This window comes from Bradyrhizobium sp. S69, from assembly GCF_009766005.1.
In the GTDB taxonomy this organism is placed as follows: Bacteria; Pseudomonadota; Alphaproteobacteria; order Rhizobiales; family Xanthobacteraceae; genus Bradyrhizobium.
Genome location: NZ_LMUK01000009.1, coordinates 186,789 through 202,586, shown reverse-complemented (window position 1 = coordinate 202,586; position 15,798 = coordinate 186,789). Strand labels below are relative to the sequence as shown.

Annotated in this window: 17 protein-coding genes and 1 tRNA gene; 11 read left to right on the top strand and 7 right to left on the bottom strand. The window is 63.7% G+C overall.

Going from position 1 to position 15,798, the window contains the following annotated elements:
• Positions 1–146 precede the first annotated feature (146 nt).
• The 3 genes from GSQ88_RS02955 to GSQ88_RS02945 all read right to left on the bottom strand — a co-directional run bounded on the left by GSQ88_RS02955 (position 147) and on the right by GSQ88_RS02945 (position 1,632).
• Positions 147–737 carry an SCO family protein gene (locus GSQ88_RS02955; RefSeq protein ID WP_159005875.1) on the bottom strand — a complete coding sequence of 197 codons (591 nt, stop codon included), beginning with the start codon at positions 735–737 and terminating at the stop codon, positions 147–149.
• A gap of 25 nt (positions 738–762) precedes the next feature.
• On the bottom strand, positions 763–957 hold the full coding sequence (locus GSQ88_RS02950) for a hypothetical protein (protein WP_159005874.1): 195 nt from the start codon (positions 955–957) through the stop codon (positions 763–765).
• A 153-nt stretch (positions 958–1,110) separates the two neighbouring features.
• Positions 1,111–1,632: a hypothetical protein gene (locus tag GSQ88_RS02945; RefSeq protein WP_159005873.1), complete on the bottom strand. Its 522-nt coding sequence runs from the start codon at positions 1,630–1,632 to the stop codon at positions 1,111–1,113.
• A 299-nt stretch (positions 1,633–1,931) separates the two neighbouring features.
• Between GSQ88_RS02945 and GSQ88_RS02940 the strand changes: the two genes are divergently transcribed.
• The 3 genes from GSQ88_RS02940 to GSQ88_RS02930 all read left to right on the top strand — a co-directional run bounded on the left by GSQ88_RS02940 (position 1,932) and on the right by GSQ88_RS02930 (position 6,180).
• On the top strand, positions 1,932–3,590 hold the full coding sequence (locus tag GSQ88_RS02940) for an FAD-binding dehydrogenase (RefSeq protein WP_159005872.1): 1,659 nt from the start codon (positions 1,932–1,934) through the stop codon (positions 3,588–3,590).
• Positions 3,591–3,852: 262 nt separating this feature from the next.
• Entirely contained in the window at positions 3,853–5,751 is a 1,899-nt protein-coding gene (locus tag GSQ88_RS02935) for a putative bifunctional diguanylate cyclase/phosphodiesterase (protein WP_159005871.1), read from the top strand.
• A gap of 78 nt (positions 5,752–5,829) precedes the next feature.
• Positions 5,830–6,180, top strand: a complete 351-nt coding sequence (locus GSQ88_RS02930) for a RidA family protein (protein WP_159005870.1) — start codon at positions 5,830–5,832, stop codon at positions 6,178–6,180.
• Between the two features lie 213 nt (positions 6,181–6,393).
• Here GSQ88_RS02930 and GSQ88_RS02925 read toward each other — a convergent pair whose 3' ends face one another.
• The gene (locus GSQ88_RS02925) at positions 6,394–6,738 is read right to left on the bottom strand and encodes a winged helix-turn-helix transcriptional regulator (RefSeq protein ID WP_174247905.1); all 345 of its coding nucleotides are present in this window, start codon (positions 6,736–6,738) and stop codon (positions 6,394–6,396) included.
• A 103-nt stretch (positions 6,739–6,841) separates the two neighbouring features.
• On the opposite strand from GSQ88_RS02925, the gene GSQ88_RS02920 reads away from it, so the two are divergent.
• The 3 genes from GSQ88_RS02920 (at position 6,842) to GSQ88_RS02910 (ending at position 9,614) form a co-directional block, all read left to right on the top strand.
• Entirely contained in the window at positions 6,842–8,314 is a 1,473-nt protein-coding gene (locus GSQ88_RS02920; protein WP_159005869.1) for a CDGSH iron-sulfur domain-containing protein, read from the top strand.
• 98 nt (positions 8,315–8,412) lie between these two features.
• Entirely contained in the window at positions 8,413–8,778 is a 366-nt protein-coding gene (locus tag GSQ88_RS02915; protein WP_159005868.1) for a nuclear transport factor 2 family protein, read from the top strand.
• Positions 8,779–9,053: 275 nt separating this feature from the next.
• Entirely contained in the window at positions 9,054–9,614 is a 561-nt protein-coding gene (locus GSQ88_RS02910; protein WP_159005867.1) for an NMCC_0638 family (lipo)protein, read from the top strand.
• A gap of 87 nt (positions 9,615–9,701) precedes the next feature.
• Here GSQ88_RS02910 and GSQ88_RS02905 read toward each other — a convergent pair.
• Positions 9,702–9,775: transfer RNA gene (locus GSQ88_RS02905), tRNA-Gly, on the bottom strand.
• Positions 9,776–9,927: 152 nt separating this feature from the next.
• Between GSQ88_RS02905 and GSQ88_RS02900 the strand changes: the two genes are divergently transcribed.
• From GSQ88_RS02900 to GSQ88_RS02880, 5 genes are all read left to right on the top strand, one after another.
• Complete coding sequence (locus GSQ88_RS02900; protein WP_159005866.1) at positions 9,928–10,506, top strand: methylated-DNA--[protein]-cysteine S-methyltransferase; 579 nt, start codon at positions 9,928–9,930, stop codon at positions 10,504–10,506.
• Positions 10,507–10,515: 9 nt separating this feature from the next.
• Positions 10,516–11,355 (top strand): helix-turn-helix transcriptional regulator, encoded by an 840-nt coding sequence (locus tag GSQ88_RS02895; protein ID WP_159005865.1) that lies wholly within the window; start codon positions 10,516–10,518, stop codon positions 11,353–11,355.
• 51 nt (positions 11,356–11,406) lie between these two features.
• Complete coding sequence (locus GSQ88_RS02890; RefSeq protein WP_159005864.1) at positions 11,407–11,766, top strand: VOC family protein; 360 nt, start codon at positions 11,407–11,409, stop codon at positions 11,764–11,766.
• Positions 11,767–11,955: 189 nt separating this feature from the next.
• The gene (locus GSQ88_RS02885) at positions 11,956–12,354 is read left to right on the top strand and encodes an SRPBCC family protein (protein ID WP_159005863.1); all 399 of its coding nucleotides are present in this window, start codon (positions 11,956–11,958) and stop codon (positions 12,352–12,354) included.
• A 129-nt stretch (positions 12,355–12,483) separates the two neighbouring features.
• On the top strand, positions 12,484–12,900 hold the full coding sequence (locus GSQ88_RS02880) for a hypothetical protein (protein WP_159005862.1): 417 nt from the start codon (positions 12,484–12,486) through the stop codon (positions 12,898–12,900).
• 3 nt (positions 12,901–12,903) lie between these two features.
• Here GSQ88_RS02880 and GSQ88_RS02875 read toward each other — a convergent pair whose 3' ends face one another.
• Together GSQ88_RS02875 and GSQ88_RS02870 are read right to left on the bottom strand one after the other, a co-directional pair.
• On the bottom strand, positions 12,904–14,373 hold the full coding sequence (locus GSQ88_RS02875) for an MATE family efflux transporter (protein ID WP_174247904.1): 1,470 nt from the start codon (positions 14,371–14,373) through the stop codon (positions 12,904–12,906).
• 343 nt (positions 14,374–14,716) lie between these two features.
• On the bottom strand, positions 14,717–15,778 hold the full coding sequence (locus GSQ88_RS02870; protein ID WP_159005861.1) for a hypothetical protein: 1,062 nt from the start codon (positions 15,776–15,778) through the stop codon (positions 14,717–14,719).
• Positions 15,779–15,798 lie beyond the last annotated feature (20 nt).

Here is a 15,798-nt window from a genome sequence, read left to right as displayed (position 1 = left end):
ACGGCATTATCGGCGGTTGGCTCAGGAATCTTCTCGGGAACTCGATGGCCTTATAGACCATCCGGCCGATAACGCGAGCCGCAGCCTTCGCGAGCAAGCAGCCTCGGCGAGCAGCAGCCTTGGCCCAAAAACGCGACGCCGGAGGCTCAGAGGTACTTTTTGAGGTCGGCCGCGGCTTCCTCGGGCTTGCGGTCGAGTCGGAACGGCGAGACGAACTTGCCGTCGCGATTCATCAGATATACCAGCGCGGTATGGTCCATGGTGTAGTCGCCATCCTTCAGCGGCACCTTCTTGGCATAGACCCGGTAATCGGAAATCGCCTTCGCCACCGCGGCCGGGTCGCCGGTCAGTCCCTTCAGGTGCGGATCGAAGCTCGAAAGATAGTCCTTGATCGCCGCCTGGGTGTCCCGCTCCGGATCGACCGAGATGAAATAGGCGTTGACCCGATCGGCGTCGGTGCCCATCGCCCGCAATATCTCGGAAATCTCGAACAGTTCGGTCGGGCACACATCGGGGCAATGGGTGAAGCCGAACATGATCAGCGTCGGACGCCCAAGCAGATTCTTCTCGGTCACGGTTTGACCGCTCTGGTCGGTCAACTGGAACGGCCCACCGATGGCGGCCGGCGCGGCCACGTTGCGCAATCCGCCCAGGGCCCACAACATCACGAGCAGCCCAACGACGAGGCTTCCGGTGAAGGCGCCAACAATAACCAGCGGGCGTTTGGTCCGATCCATCATAAAATTCCCCAAGGAGTCCCGGTCAGAAGCAGGCCGAGATGCCGGCCGCGATGGTCTCGAAAAACACCGTCGTTCCATAGTGGAACCAAAGCGCCAGCGCCCCGAGCATCAGCACGGTGCCGAGGGCAGCGGCGCCCGCAACGATGGCCTGCCCGACCCGGCGCGACGGCGGGATCGATGGCGAGACTTGCTGCGGCGTCGAGAACGGCTGGGCCATACGCAACCATCTGAATGAACAGGTTTTGTCGACGCGGCACAACCGCCGCCGACGCTTTCTAATCCAGATAGAACCCATCGCCGGGGCGGGCAAGCGCCAGGACGCTGCGCCCGATCACGTCATGCTGAGCGGATTTAGGTTGGCCAGACCCGCCTAGCGGGCCAGCGCCCTAGTGCCGCGCCCGATCGCGTCATGCTGATGCGCGGGTGCCGGAGGCGTCGCCGACGACGAAGCTTGGGCGTCCATGTAGCACGGCTTGTACATGCTCATCAGCGCTTTGCCGCGCAGGAAGATCATGTGCGGGGTCAGGCCGCCGCGCGCGCTGATCCAGTGTTTTACCGGCGAGGGATACATCGAATAGAGCATCTGGGTGGCTTCGCGATTGGTGACGGCACGGCCATTGGCGCCGAAGTCCCATGCCGCGTGGAACCCGAGATTGGCGTGCGAGGTGACGCAGATCTTGTCGTGGGGAACCGCCCCCAGAACGATGGTGCAGGCCGAAGCGCACAGACCGTCGATGATGACGGTATCGCCCGAAGTACGCAGGTCCTGATATTTGTCGACGTAGGTGCCGATCCGGCCGCCGCGGTCCTCGCCGATCCTAACCACCGCATGGCTGGCGCCGATCCCGGCCAGCAGGAGGACCACCGCGAGCAACCCCGTCACCAGCTTCATATGCAGCCCCAGTCCAATCTAGTCGAACCCGAATCTGATCGTCTTCCGTGATGCACCCGCAGCGTGTTGCGGGATTGTCATTTTGTCCAGATGCCTGACCTCGCTCAAAAAAGATTCAAGTTAAGTGTTGCCGGCCGGTTGCACTCGTCCACCGAAAGGTCCCAAACTGAAACAGCTTAACGCGCAAGCTACCACAGGCTGGGCCGGGCGGCTTCGGCCAATCAAGCCCGGTCACACAAGGAACCGTTGACCGGAGGTCTCGCCACGGGCTTCACTCCCCTCAAGGGCGGAGCCCGACAATGGCTGATGATGCGGACGTAATCGTCGTCGGAGGCGGACTGGCGGGGCTGGTCGCGGCGACCGAAATTGCCGACGCCGGCAAACGCGTCATCGTAGTCGACCAGGAAGGCGAACAAAGCCTTGGCGGCCAGGCGTTCTGGTCGCTCGGCGGATTGTTTCTGGTGGACACGCCGGAACAGCGCCGGCTCGGCATCAAGGACAGTTTTGAGCTGGCGCTGCAGGACTGGATGGGATCGGCCGGCTTCGATCGCGACGAGGATCTGTGGCCCAGACGCTGGGCGCAAGCCTATGTGGCGTTCGCCGCGGGCGAGAAGCGCAGTTGGTTGCGGGCGATGGGTCACCGTATTTTTCCGGTGGTCGGCTGGGCCGAGCGCGGCGGCTACGACGCGATGGGCCATGGCAACTCGGTGCCGCGGTTTCATGTCAGTTGGGGCACCGGCCCCGGCGTGGTCGAACCGTTCGAACGCCGCGCGCGTGAAGCCCAAACCAGCGGCCAACTGACGTTCCGCTTCCGCCACCGCGTCGATGCGTTGACGCTCACCAATGGCGCCGTCGATGGCGTCACCGGTTCGATCCTGGAGCCCGACGATGTCGCGCGCGGCAAGAGCAGTTCGCGCAAGATTGTCGGCGACTTCAAATTGCAGGCGCAGGCGGTGATCGTGGCGTCCGGCGGCATCGGCGGCAATCATGAACTGGTCCGGCAGAACTGGCCGAAACGATTGGGCGATGCGCCCAAGAACATGATCTGCGGCGTGCCCGAACATGTCGATGGCCGAATGATCGGCATCACCGAGGCCGCCGGCGCGCGGCTGATCAACCGCGACCGGATGTGGCACTATGTCGAGGGCATCCGAAACTGGAATCCGATCTGGCCGGCCCATGGCATTCGCATCCTGCCCGGACCGTCCTCGATGTGGTTCGACGCGTCCGGCAAGCGGCTGCCGTCGCCGCTGTTTCCCGGCTCCGACACGCTGGGCCAACTCGACTACATCATGCGCAGCGGCCATGATTATTCGTGGTTCGTGCTGACACAAAGCATCATCAAGAAAGAATTCGCGCTGTCGGGTTCGGAGCAGAATCCCGACCTCACCGGAAAAGACTGGCGGATGACGCTCAAGCGGGCCACCAACAAGGGCGCGCCGGCGCCGGTCGAAGCGTTCAAGACCCACGGCGCCGATTTCGTGGTGCGCGATAATCTGGCCGACCTCGTCGCCGGCATGAATGCGCTGGCCGGCGATGATCTGCTCAAGCTCGAAGCCCTGAAATCCCAGATCGAGGCGCGCGACCGCGAGATCGCCAATCGCTTCGTCAAGGATACCCAGGTGATGAACATCCACAATGCGCGCCGCTATATCGGCGACCGGCTGATCCGCACCGCGAAGCCGCACCGCATCCTCGATCCCGCCCATGGACCCCTGATCGCGGTCAAACTCAATATCCTGACCCGCAAGACGCTGGGCGGATTCGAAACCGACCTGGACTCGCGGGTGTTCGGCCAGAACGGCGAGATCATGCCCGGGCTCTACGCCGTTGGTGAAGCGGCGGGCTTCGGCGGCGGCGGCGTCCATGGCTACCGGTCGCTGGAAGGCACATTTCTCGGCGGCTGCCTGTTTTCCGGGCGCAACGCGGGGCGTGCGGCGGCAAAAGCCGTGGGTTAAGGCGAACCCGCATTTGCGAGATCGCCGCGGCACGAAACATTAATCAAATCCCAAGGGATCCCGAAGGGATCGTCGGGGATCAACCGAGAGCGGTAATTCCTTAAGATTGTTCTTAAGGTCCTGTGGTCCAATCGTCGCAAAGAGAAGAGTCCGGTGCAGTCCCGCTGAATCGGACTCGTTGCTTATTTCTGTTTCGGATGATCCGCGGGCAGATGCCCTCGCGTTTGCTCGAAACGAAACCGCATTTTGCCCGGCGCATTGGATGGCGAGTGATACGTTGAGTCTGTGGCATCGCATGATGGAGCGCCTGCCTGTTTCACGGGCCGGTCAACGCCGGTTCGCGCAAACGCTCGCGGCCATTCGCCAGGATCTGTCCTGGCGCTTCGCGGCTCCCGGCGCCTTCCGGCAGCGTTTCGAGCACGCCATCGCGACGATGCCGCAGGGCATTTGCCTCTACGACGCGCAGGACCGGCTGCAACTCGTCAACGAGCAGTTCTGCAAGATCTACCATCAGGACATCTCGAATCTTCCGACCGGCATCAGCCTCTACGACGTGCTGGCTAACAGTTGCGAGATCGGCAATTACCCCGGCCGCAGCGTCGATGAGATCTATGCCGGCCGCAAGGCGTTCATCGATAAATGCGAGAAGGGAACGTTCCTGCAGCAGCTCGGTGACGGACGGCTGATCGCGATCTATCACCAGCCGCTCGACGATGGCGGATGGGTCTGCACCTACGAGGACATTACCGAGCGCCGCCGCGCCGAGGCCCAGATCGAATTCCTCGCCCAGCATGATGGCTTGACGCAGCTTCCCAATCGGCTGCTGTTCAACGCCCGCCTCGACGAGGCGCTGGCCAAAGCGAATCTCGAGGCCAATGGCGGTGACGCCTGCGCGCTGCTCTGCCTCGATCTCGACGGCTTCAAGGAAGTCAACGACCGGCTCGGCCACGCCGCCGGCGACGCCTTGCTGAAGGAAGTCGCGGAGCGGCTGTTGAAATGCGTCCGCAAGGACGACACCGCGGCCCGGTTGGGCGGCGACGAGTTCGCGATCGTGCTGCCGAATACGTCGGCTGCCGAGGCCATCAAGACCGCGCAGCGCGTCACAGCCGCGCTCAGCGGAACCCATCTACTGGGCGAATTGGGCGAAGCGCAGATCGGCGTCAGCATCGGGATCGCCTGCGGGCCGGAACACGCCGGCAGCGCCGACGCGCTGATGTTGCTGGCGGACAAGGCGCTCTATGCCGCCAAGCACAGCGGGCTTGGCATCCCCCGGCTCTATGACGATCAGCTCGCGCACTTCACCGCGGCCTCGCTGCCTGAGCGTTCCGCCGGCCGCAAGGGCCGCGGCCTCTCGCCGGCGATGGAAGCCCTGCGCAACGCGGCAGCGCTCGCCAACGATCTGCGCGCGGCGCTGCACGACGGCCATCTCCATCTGTGTTATCAGCCGATCTACGACACGGTCACAGGGCGCCCGATCGTCTTCGAGGCGCTGGCGCGCTGGAACGATCCGGTCCGCGGCAATGTCTCTCCCGCCGAATTCATTCCCGCGGCCGAAGAGAGCGGCTTCATCGGGCCGCTGACCGAGTGGGTGCTCAAGAACGCCTGCAAGGAGGCCTCGCGCTGGAAGGAGCCGGTTCAGGTCAGCGTCAATCTGTCGCCGCTGACCGTGGCGCAGCCCGCGCTGGTTAAGACCGTCGAACGGATTTTGCGCGAGACCGGACTTAGCCCCGAGCGGCTGGTGCTGGAATTGACCGAAGGCCTGCTGCTCGAAAGCTCGGATGCCGTCACCGATTGCCTGCGTGGACTGAAGGCGCTCGGCGTGCAGATCTGGCTCGACGATTTCGGCTCCGGCTACGCCAACATCGGCTATTTGCACCGGCTGTCGTGCAATGTCGTCAAGATCGATCGCAGTTTTCTCGCCCAGCACGACAAGCGGCGGGAAATACTCGGCGGCATGATCGCGCTGGCGCAAGCCTGTGGCCTGCGCGTCGTGGTCGAAGGCGTCGAAACATCGGATCACCATCTGCTGCTGCGGGAACTCGGCTGCGACCTGTTGCAAGGCTTCCTGTTCGCGCGCCCGATGCCGCCCGACCAGATCGAGGCGTCACTCCGTTCGGTCGCCGAACTGCCGTTTCGCGACAGCGAATCGATCGTCGCCTGATCGGCGATTTCCTGCGATTGCAGTGGCGGACCGCGCTTCGGCGCGCTATGAACCGCCGGCACATTTTTGGAGAAAAACATGACCATCCAGCGTTTCGAGACCGGCCCGCGCATGAGCCAGATCGTCGTCCATGGCGACACTGTCTATCTCGCGGGCATCGTAGCCAATACAACGGCCGGAGAAAGCGTGACCAAGCAGACGCAAGAGGTGCTTTCGATCATCGACAGCCATCTGGCGAAGGCCGGAAGCGACAAATCGAAGTTGCTGACGGCAACGATCTACATCACCGACATGAAGAACTTTGCCGAGATGAACGCGGTGTGGGACGGCTGGGTGTCGGCGGGAAATACCCCGGCGCGCGCCACCGTCGAGGTCAACCTCGCGGGCCCGAAATACGGCGTCGAGATCATGGTCATCGCGGCGCGGTAACGCGCGTTTTTTAATCGGCCGCGACTTCGCTTCACCTCTCCCGTTGGGAGAGGTCGGCGCGTAGCGCCGGGTGAGGGGTTACGCCCCCTCGTTAAGCGCCCCTACCCGATTTGCACCGGACGATGCTTCGCATCGCCGGGAGCAAATCGACCTCTCCCCGGGGAGAGGTGAAGTGAAGCGCGGATAGCATCGGCTCAATCCAGTCTCATCCCACTAATTCATATCCGTATCGAGAAACCGGACGCCGAACGGCGCGGCGTTGTCGTGGCCCCAATCGTAGAGCGCCTGCAACATCGGCTTGAGCATTTCGCCGCGCCGGCTCAGCGAATATCGCGACTCGCGGCCGGACCGTTCCCGCTTCACAAAGCCGGTTTCGCAGAGGTCGCGCAGCCGCTCGGTGAGCACCTTGTCGCTGAGCGCCGGAATGTCATGGCGCAATTCGGCATAGCGCATCGGCCGGATCTTGAGCCGGCTCAGGATCACCGTCTTCCACTTGCCGCTGAGCAGGTCGAGCGCGAACTCGACGGGACAGCCGTATTTTCGCTTCGTCTTACGCATGATCGCGCTCCTGACTACTTTCCATCTGGTGCGTTGAGAGCCGCTATCGATCCATTCTAAGCACGTTTCGAGATGTTCGGAAGAAGCCGGGGACATTCGAAACATGACGCAGGACAATTTAATACAAGACAATTTGAACCAGGACGACTCGATACAGCAACCCCACGAGACTTCCGCGGCAGCGCCGCGCATCGTCGTCAGCCACAACGGTCCCTACCGGGTCGATGGATCCATCGAGATCGTCGACCACCTCGGAATCCCGATCGTGGCCGAAGCTCCCGTTCGCCTGTGCCGTTGTGGACAATCACAGACAAAGCCGTTCTGCGACGACAGCCATGTCAAGCGCGGCTTCGTCGATGCCAAGGATGCACGGCGGGTTCCCGACCGGCTCGACGTTTACGAAGGCCAGCAGGCCCATGTGTTCGATAACCGTGGCAGCTGCGCCCATTCCGGATTTTGTACCGACCGCCTGCGCTCGGTGTTCCATCTCGGGCGCGAGCCGTTCGTTTCACCGAGCGGCGCCAGGCTGGATGAGCTGCTCAATGCGGTCCGCAAATGCCCCTCGGGCGCGCTCGGAATCGGGATCGGACCGGCACGTGATGCAGCGTTGTCCGACACGGTTCGCGCGCCGCGGATCGAGGTTTCGAAGGACGGCCCCTATCGCATCACCGGCCATGTCGAGCTGGTCAATGAAGAGGGCGTCCGTATGGCTCGAAACGACGGCGCCTCGTCGGAGCATTTCAGTCTTTGCCGGTGCGGGTCCTCGCTGAACAAGCCTTTCTGCAGCGGCATGCACTGGAGCGCCGGATTTCACGATCCGGTGCGCGATCCCCTGCGCGAGCCGACGCTGTTCGAATGGGCCGGCGGCTACCCCGCGTTGCTGGATATGACGCGGATATTCTACAGCCGCTACGTGCCGGAAGACCCATTGCTCGGGCCGCTATTCGCGGAGATGTCGCCGGATCATCCGGAGCGCGTCGCCGCATGGCTCAGCGAGGTGTTCGGAGGCCCGCCGTTTTATTCGCAGCGATATGGCGGCTACCAGCGCATGGTGTCGCAGCATCTCGGCAAGCGCATCACTGGGGAACAGCGGGCGCTGTGGGCTACCTACATGCTGCAAAGCGCGGAGGATGCCGGGCTTCCGTCCGATGCCGAATTCCGTGCCGCCTTTGTCGCTTATGTCGAGTGGGGATCGCGGATCGCGCTGGAAAACTCCGGAGACGGCGCCAAGCCGCCGCCCAACATGCCGGTGCCGAAATGGTGGTGGGTCTGCAACGCGTCACCGGGCGCGCGCGCCTCGGCGACCGCAGGCGATCAATCGGCTGAGGTCGAAGCAAGCCTGACATTGCCCGGCGCCGATGAACCCGTCCGGTTCGACGATCATATTCGTCCGCTGTTCCGCCCGATGGACCGCAACTCGATGCTGTTTGCGTTCGATCTGTGGAAAGAAGCAGACGTCATCGCCCATCGGCAGCACATCCTGCTCCGGCTGCGCGCCGGGACCATGCCGTGCGACGGTGCATGGCCTGACGCTTATGTGACGGCTTTCGAGCGCTGGGCCGCCGATCAAACCTAAGTTGGAATCGATAACCTGCGAGGTAATCGATTTCGCCGCGCCGACCTTCGATAGTCACCTCACGCCGGATCAACCGGCGGCATCGAAGGAGCAGCGACATGACCGACATTCAGACCATTGCCTACCGCTATATCACTTTGTGGAACGAGCGCGCGGCGAACCGCCGCCGCGAAATGCTGGAGACCAACTGGACCCCGGACGCGACCTACATCGATCCCTTGATGAGCGGCGACGGCCATGACGGCGTCGACGCCCTGATCGCCGGCGTGCAGCAGCGCTTTCCAGATTTCAGGTTCACGCTGATCGGCGAGCCCAACGGCTACGGCGACCACGTCCGTTTCTCCTGGGGACTGGGTCCCGACGGCGCCGACAGCCCGATCAAGGGCACCGACTTCGCCGTGCTGGCGGATGGCCGCATCCGCAGCATCACTGGCTTTCTCGATCAGGTGCCGCAGGGCGCCTGAGCGATCGCGGTGCGCGGCTGCCCGGCCGGTCCAACGGGCAGCCGCATATCTTCTTGGGCGACCACGGCAACAATGGCGTGAGAATGCCTGTGAGCATTCCGCCGATGGCGATGAGCCATAGCGGATCGGAAATTTTTCGATCATAATTCTTCACCGGCCGTGAACCAGACCACCGGATGACGACTGGTCAGAGGCATCACGAGTGCGACACACTCTCGCGCATGTGAGGAATCGACCGACACTCATTTGGCCGAACGACCATTTAGAAAAGTCCGATGCAGATGCGTGTCGCAAGATCTTTCTTCTTAGTCCTTCTCGCCTACTACTTCATCGGCGACGCCAAGGCCGCTTCTATGAGTGTGGTGGTAGGAAGCTTCGCCCTGGCGTGCATGAACCACGTCGATGAGCCTTCGGGAATGTCCGAACTCAACAAGGGCGGAGTCAAATTGCCGCCTGAGCAGGCCGACCCCCTGCTCAAGCCGGACCACGGTTCAGCCTATCTGCATGGATTTGACAACGGCGGACGGATGATTGTCGCCATGAAGGACGCGGGCGGCTGCAAGATCACTTCGATGGAAGCGTCGCGTCGCGACGTGGAAGAAATGATCCTGGAGGCATTCCGGCGCGGCCCGATTCCCAATCGGCTTCTTGGTAGCGAAAAAGGCAAACAGGTGCTCCGAACCACCTATGCCGTCAGCTACCGAGGCAAGCGTCTATTTTTGGTGGTCTTTGGGCCGGACGATCCCGGAAGCGCGGGTGTCAATGTCGAAGTTTCCCCAGCGGGACATCCTCCCGCAAATGTTCGGCCGGAAGCGACGATTGATTGGCCGACGTAACCCTATGTCGCTGAGAACCGTTCCCGCGTGGCTTACAGCCGGACCGATCTGACCGTACAGGCTGGAGCGCGCTGGTCTTGCGCCATTTGGAGCGGGCGGAGGGAATCGAACCCTCGTATGCAGCTTGGGAAGCTGCCGTTCTACCATTGAACTACGCCCGCATCGCTTCCCCTGATTAGCCGAGACCGCACCGTCCGCCAAGCCGGTAGGCCGCCCGCCGGCCCCTCTCCCACCCTTAACTCAACCTTAATTTTCCAGGTGCGGCGAATTGTGGCGGTGTTATGATCCCGGCCGGGGTTGGGGGTGGCGTAACATGGCTGGGCGTGGGTTCACGGTATTCGATACCGGCATCGGGCGATGCGGTATCGCCTGGAGCGACAGCGGCGTGGTCGGAGTGCAGCTGCCGGAGGCGCGCGAGATCGAAACCCGAAGGCGGCTGTTTCAGCTTTATCCCGGGGCGCGCGAGACGCGTCCGCCGCTCAATGTCGACATCGCGATCGAGGGCATTGTCGCGTTGCTGCGCGGCCAGGGCGGCGATTTCGCCGATGTCACGCTCGACTTCGAGGGCATCCCGGCCTTCAACCAGCGGGTCTACGAATTTGCGCGCGGCATCCCGCGCGGCGAAACCCGGACCTATGGCGAGGTCGCCGCCGGCCTGCGGGCGTCCGGCGCGGCGTACTCGGTGGCGCAGGCGATCGCGAGAAACCCGTTCATGCTGATCGTGCCGTGCCACCGCGTGCTGGAAGCCGGCAGTTACGCGGACAAGATATCGCTGTATGGCGGCAGCATTTCCAAGCGCCGGCTGCTGTCGATCGAGGGCGCGATCTCGCCCCTGAGCAAGACGCTATTCGATGTGCTGTTGCCGGTTGCGCCGCCGCGCCCGCAGAACTAAATCCTCTGGATGGCCGCAACGACGCTTTTGCAGCGCCCCTCTATCACGGTGTCCGACTTCCGTTGCGACGCCGCACCCGGCGACGCGGCGTTCGTGGAACAACATCGCTGTCATTCGATCTCCTATGTGCGCAAGGGCAGCTTTGCTTGCCACAGCCGCGGCCGGCGGTTCGAACTGGTGGCGGGATCGGTGCTGATCGGCTATCCCGGCGACGAATATTTTTGCAGCCACGACCATTGCTGCGGCGACGAGTGCCTGTCGTTTTTCCTGACGCCCGAACTGGTCGAGGCGATCGGCGACCGGACCGAAATCTGGCAGGTCGTCAGCGCCCCGCCGCTGCCCGAACTGATGGTGTTCGGCGAATTGGCGCAGGCCGTGGCCGATGGCCGCAGCGATGCCGGACTGGACGAGATCGGACAATATTTCGCCAGCCGCTTTGTCGAGCTGGTTTCGGGGCGCGCGCCAAAGCCGGTGACGGCGACGGCACAGGACCGCCGCCGCGCGGTGGAGACCGCCTTGTGGATCGACGCGCATTCCGATCAGCAGATCGACCTGGAGCAGGCCGCGCGCCAGGCCGAACTCAGCCTGTTCCATTTCCTGCGGCTGTTCGGAAACGTGCTCGGCGTCACCCCGCACCAATATCTGGTGCGCTCGCGGCTGCGCCATGCCGCGCGGCTTCTGGCCGACGAGGACCGGCCGGTCACCGACATCGCCTATGATGTCGGCTTCGGCGATCTCTCCAATTTCGTGCGCACGTTCCACCGCGCCGCCGGGGTTTCGCCGCTGAAATTCCGCCAGGCCTCGCGCGGTGACCGCAAGATTTTCCAAGAACGGCTGGACCTGCACTGACTAGGGTGATGCCGATGCGGCGCGATCGAACGCGCCCGATTGGAGATCATCATGTACGACCATCTCGGACTTAAGGTGAAAAACCTCGACGCCAGCGTGCGCTTCTATACCGAGGCGTTGGCGCCGCTCGGCTATGTACTGTGCTCGCGCGACGAGAGCGGCGCGGGCTTTGGGCCTGCGGACGCGCCAGCGCTGTGGCTTTATGCGCATCAGGGCGCAGCCGGCGCAGGCACCCACATCGCGTTCCGCGCACCCGATCATGCCGCGATCCAGACGTTTCATGCCGCGGGGCTCAAAGCCGGCGGCCGCGACAATGGCGGCGCCGGCTTGCGGGCCGATTACAGCCCGACCTATTTCGCCGCGTTCCTGATCGATCCCGACGGCAATAATGTCGAGGCGGTTTGTGCGTAGGCGCGCGCCGCGGCGTCCGCGACCGCGTAGGCCGCCGTCATCACACATACCGCCGTCATCCTGAGGAGCCGCGCATAGCGCGGCGTCTCGAAGGATGGTGTTCGACTCGGTACTTGCGGCCATCCTTCGAGGCTCGCCGAAGACGGCGAGCACCTCAGGATGACGGCAGTACCCGTAAAGGAAATCTCCATGGCCTCCATTCACAAAGACATTTCCATCGACGCGCATCCCGATCACGTCTGGGCCGCGGTGCGCGATTTCGGCGCGGTGCATCGGCTGGCGCCGGGCTTCGTTGTCGACACCAAGCTCGAGGACGGCGCCCGCATCGTCACCTTTGCCAACGGCAGTGTCGCGCGCGAAGTGCTGGTCGATTGCGACGAGGCGCGGCGGCGGCTGGTTTATGCCATCGTCAGCGAACGGGTGACGCATTATAGCGCATCGGTGCAGGTGTTCGACGCGGGTCCGGGGCGCAGCCGGGTGAGCTGGATCGTCGATGTGCTGCCGAACGACATCGCGCCTTACATCAGCGGCCAGATGGATCTGGGCGTGCTGGCCATGCAAAAGGCGCTCGCCGGCACAACGGCCTGATGGGCCCTCGGGGGCATCTGAGGTCTCACCCGCAAACGTGATCTTGCTCACGGAAGCCCGGCCGCCGTTTCCTTAGCCTCGTCCTCGTGCGTGCTGCTGTCGCGGCACCGGCCGAGGAGGAGCAAAGCCATGACGGGAGCTGACAAGGTCGTGTGTCAGGCGGCCACGCTGCTGTTGCTGTTGACGCTGACGTCGCTGCCGGCAAAGGCCCAGTTTCAGGGCTTCGGCGGCGGAGGTGGCGGCGGCGATTTGATGACGCAGATGGCGCCGATGCTCGAAATGATGAAGGCGAAAATGGGCAAGCGCCGCTTCGGCATGATGATGCAGACCATGGGCCCGATGATGGGCCAGATGATGGAAGGCGGCGGCGGCATCCCCGGCGGCGGCGAAGGCTACATTCCGCAAGGGCTCGGCATCGGCGGTGGTGGCGACATCATGGGGATGCTCGGCGGCGGTGGCGGCGGCGAGTTGATGGGCATGATTCCGCAACTGATGCGGATGGCCAACTTCGGCGGCGGCGGCCACCGGCGTCACCGGCGGCGCTGATGATCAGGACAACTCCGGGCTGGTCTCGATCACTGGACCGGCCCGTGGCTCCCATCGCGTCAGCACGACGCTGAGCGACGACAGCACGCCGAGCACCACCATCGAAGCCGCCGCCAGTGTGAAGAAGTTCGCGGCGGTCGCATCATGGGTCGAGAGCCACCAGCCGCCGCTGGCGATGAACAGCAGCCGCGCGGTTTGCGCCAGCACCGGCCCGATCACCTTGGCCGCGCCCTGCGAGGCAAAATACATCGAGGTCGCCAGCCCGATGAACGCGTACATCGGCGCCGCGGTCGACAGATATTGATGGCTGGCCGCGCGCACGGCCGCATCGTCGGTGAAGAGATTGACCCAAAGATCAGGGAAGATCGCGATGATGCTGGCGATCGCGCCGACCGAGACGAAAGAGATGGTGCCCGCGATCCAGGCGATCCGTCGCGCCCGGGCGATGCGGCCGGCGCCGACCGTCATGCCGATCATCGGCACCGAGGCAATGCCGACCGCGAAGGCGATCGAGGTCAGCATGAATTCGAGCCGGGCGCCGATGCCGTAACCGGCCAGCACAGCGGTGCCGAAGCCCGCCAACATGTGGGTGAAGATGCTGATCGTCAGCACCGATTGCAGCGGCGAGAAACACGAGATCAGGCCGACCTTGAGGATGTCGACGAACATCGCCCACTGGATTCGAAGTCCCCTGACTTTGGGAATGACGCGCGCCCTTCCCGAAAACAGAAACCACGCCATGATCGACAGGCTGATCGCATAGGCCGTCAGCGAACCGGCCGCGACGCCGCGCATCCCGAAGCGCGGGATCGGACCGAGGCCGAGACCGAGCGTGCCGCCGAGAATGATCTGACAGACCGCGGAATTCAGAATCAGCAGCGACGGCAATTTCATGTTGCCGGTGCCGCGCAGGACTCCCGCCATCGTGTTCAACAGCCAGGGCAACACCGCGCCACCGAAGAAGATCTGCGCATAGCCGATCGCGTTGGCCAGCACCGTGCCGCGGCCGCCGAGCAATCCCAGCAATTGGGGCCCGAAGATCAGCATGCCGAACATGAAGGTCAGCCCGAAGCCGAGGCCGATCAGCAGCGCATGCGAAGCCAGCGTCGAGGCGCGCTCGAGTTCGCCGGCGCCGAGCGCGCGTGCAATCGACGACGCCACGCCGCCGCCCATCGCGCCGCCGGACATCGTCATGGTCAGGATGACGCAGGGAAACAGCAGCGCCATCGCCGCCAGCGATTCCACACCCAGGCGGCCGATATAGGAGGTCTCGGCGATCACCACGCAGGTGCCGGCGCTGAGCGCGATCACATTCGGCCACGCCAGCCGCAGCAGCGTGCGCAGGATCGGGCCATCGACCAGCGCATTCCCGGCAGGTGCCGCCATGGCCGGGAGCGATTGGGCAGGAAGGGATTGTTCGCCGCCATCGGGGGAAACGCCCGGAACAAGTTCGGCGACAGCGATATCCGACATTTCCTCTCCCACATCAGCACGATCTGGCCGCCGCGCTGCCACGTTCCTAGCACGGCACAGCCAACGGCCACCTGCACCCAGCGCATGGGCCGCCTGCGCTACCCTCTTCTCCCTCGCCTCGCCTCTGAGGTCGTGAAGCTATCTCGGACGTCGTCCCCGATGAGTTAACGGCCGTTGTCCACCCGCGCAACAACTCCACCGTCATCCTGAGGTGCGAGCTCTTGCGAGCCTCGAAGGATGGCCGCAAGCACGACGCTGAACAGCATCCTTCGAGGCTCGCCGAAGACGGCGAGCACCTCACGGGTGAACGCAATTGCGTTCATCCCGGGGATGACGGTTCCGATTACCCGATCGACCAGACGAACGGTGCCCGGGCCGCCGGGCGCCGATGCACGGCGATGTGGCGACCGCAGCCCGCAGCGAGGCCCTCGAACAGGCCTTCGAGCACCCTGGCGCAGGCCGGATGATCATCGGCGACATCCGCCATCAGCTTCCAGGTCTGCTGCCGGATTTCAAATCCGCCGTCGGTTTCGCTGATGTCGGCAACATCGTCCTGCGCCTCGAACAGCGCGCCCAGGAACGTCGCGAAGTCTTTCGCATCGCCGCGGTCTGTCGACAGACCCGCCGATATCTCGTCGAAATACTGCATGCCGATCAGTTTGCCGGTCAAATGCAGCAGATAGCCGGCATCTTCGGGGCCGAACAATTGCACCATCGCGGGCGCGGCGGTGCGGACATATTCCATGGCGTAGTTGCGATAGGCCTTTTCCAGCCGCGGCCTCGGCCAACTCGCGACCGGCAATGCCGGCGCTTTGGCCGCATCGAACAAGGGGGCTTCGAGGTGACGCGCGAACACCAGCCGCTGATCGGGCTCCAGCGGGTGGTCGTATTCGCAATAATAGCCCTCAAGGCCGTCCTGGCCGTCGACGCTTTGCTTGGTGCAGACAAAGCCCATGTTCGGATGACCGAGCGTGACGCCGTTATTGGCGTGCCAGCCGCGCAGCATCGCGCGCGACACCTCGCCGGGGATGCCGCAGATCGCGGTACCCCGCCAGATCCAGCGCGGCGGCGGATAGCGGATCCAGGCCTTGGTGTCGGACTCGTACATGTATTCGACATGGACGCCGCCGATCCAGTTGGAGAGATAATGATATTGCGCCGCGGCCACCGCCGGCGGCAGACCGCTGAGTCCGAGTTTCTCCAGGCCCGGCAGGAAGCGCTCCTGCTGTTGGCGGCGGAATACCCGGAACACGAATTCAGCGGCATCCGCAGTCCCGCGCCGGGTCACCACGGTGAGGATCAGGCCGGTGAAATAGGCGTGGTAGAGATCGGCGACGCTGCGCCATTTCCGCCATTGCGCTTCCTGTGATTGCGATGATGGTTGCGCCTGGTGCTGCACGCTCATTTTCACTCCTGAATCGTTTC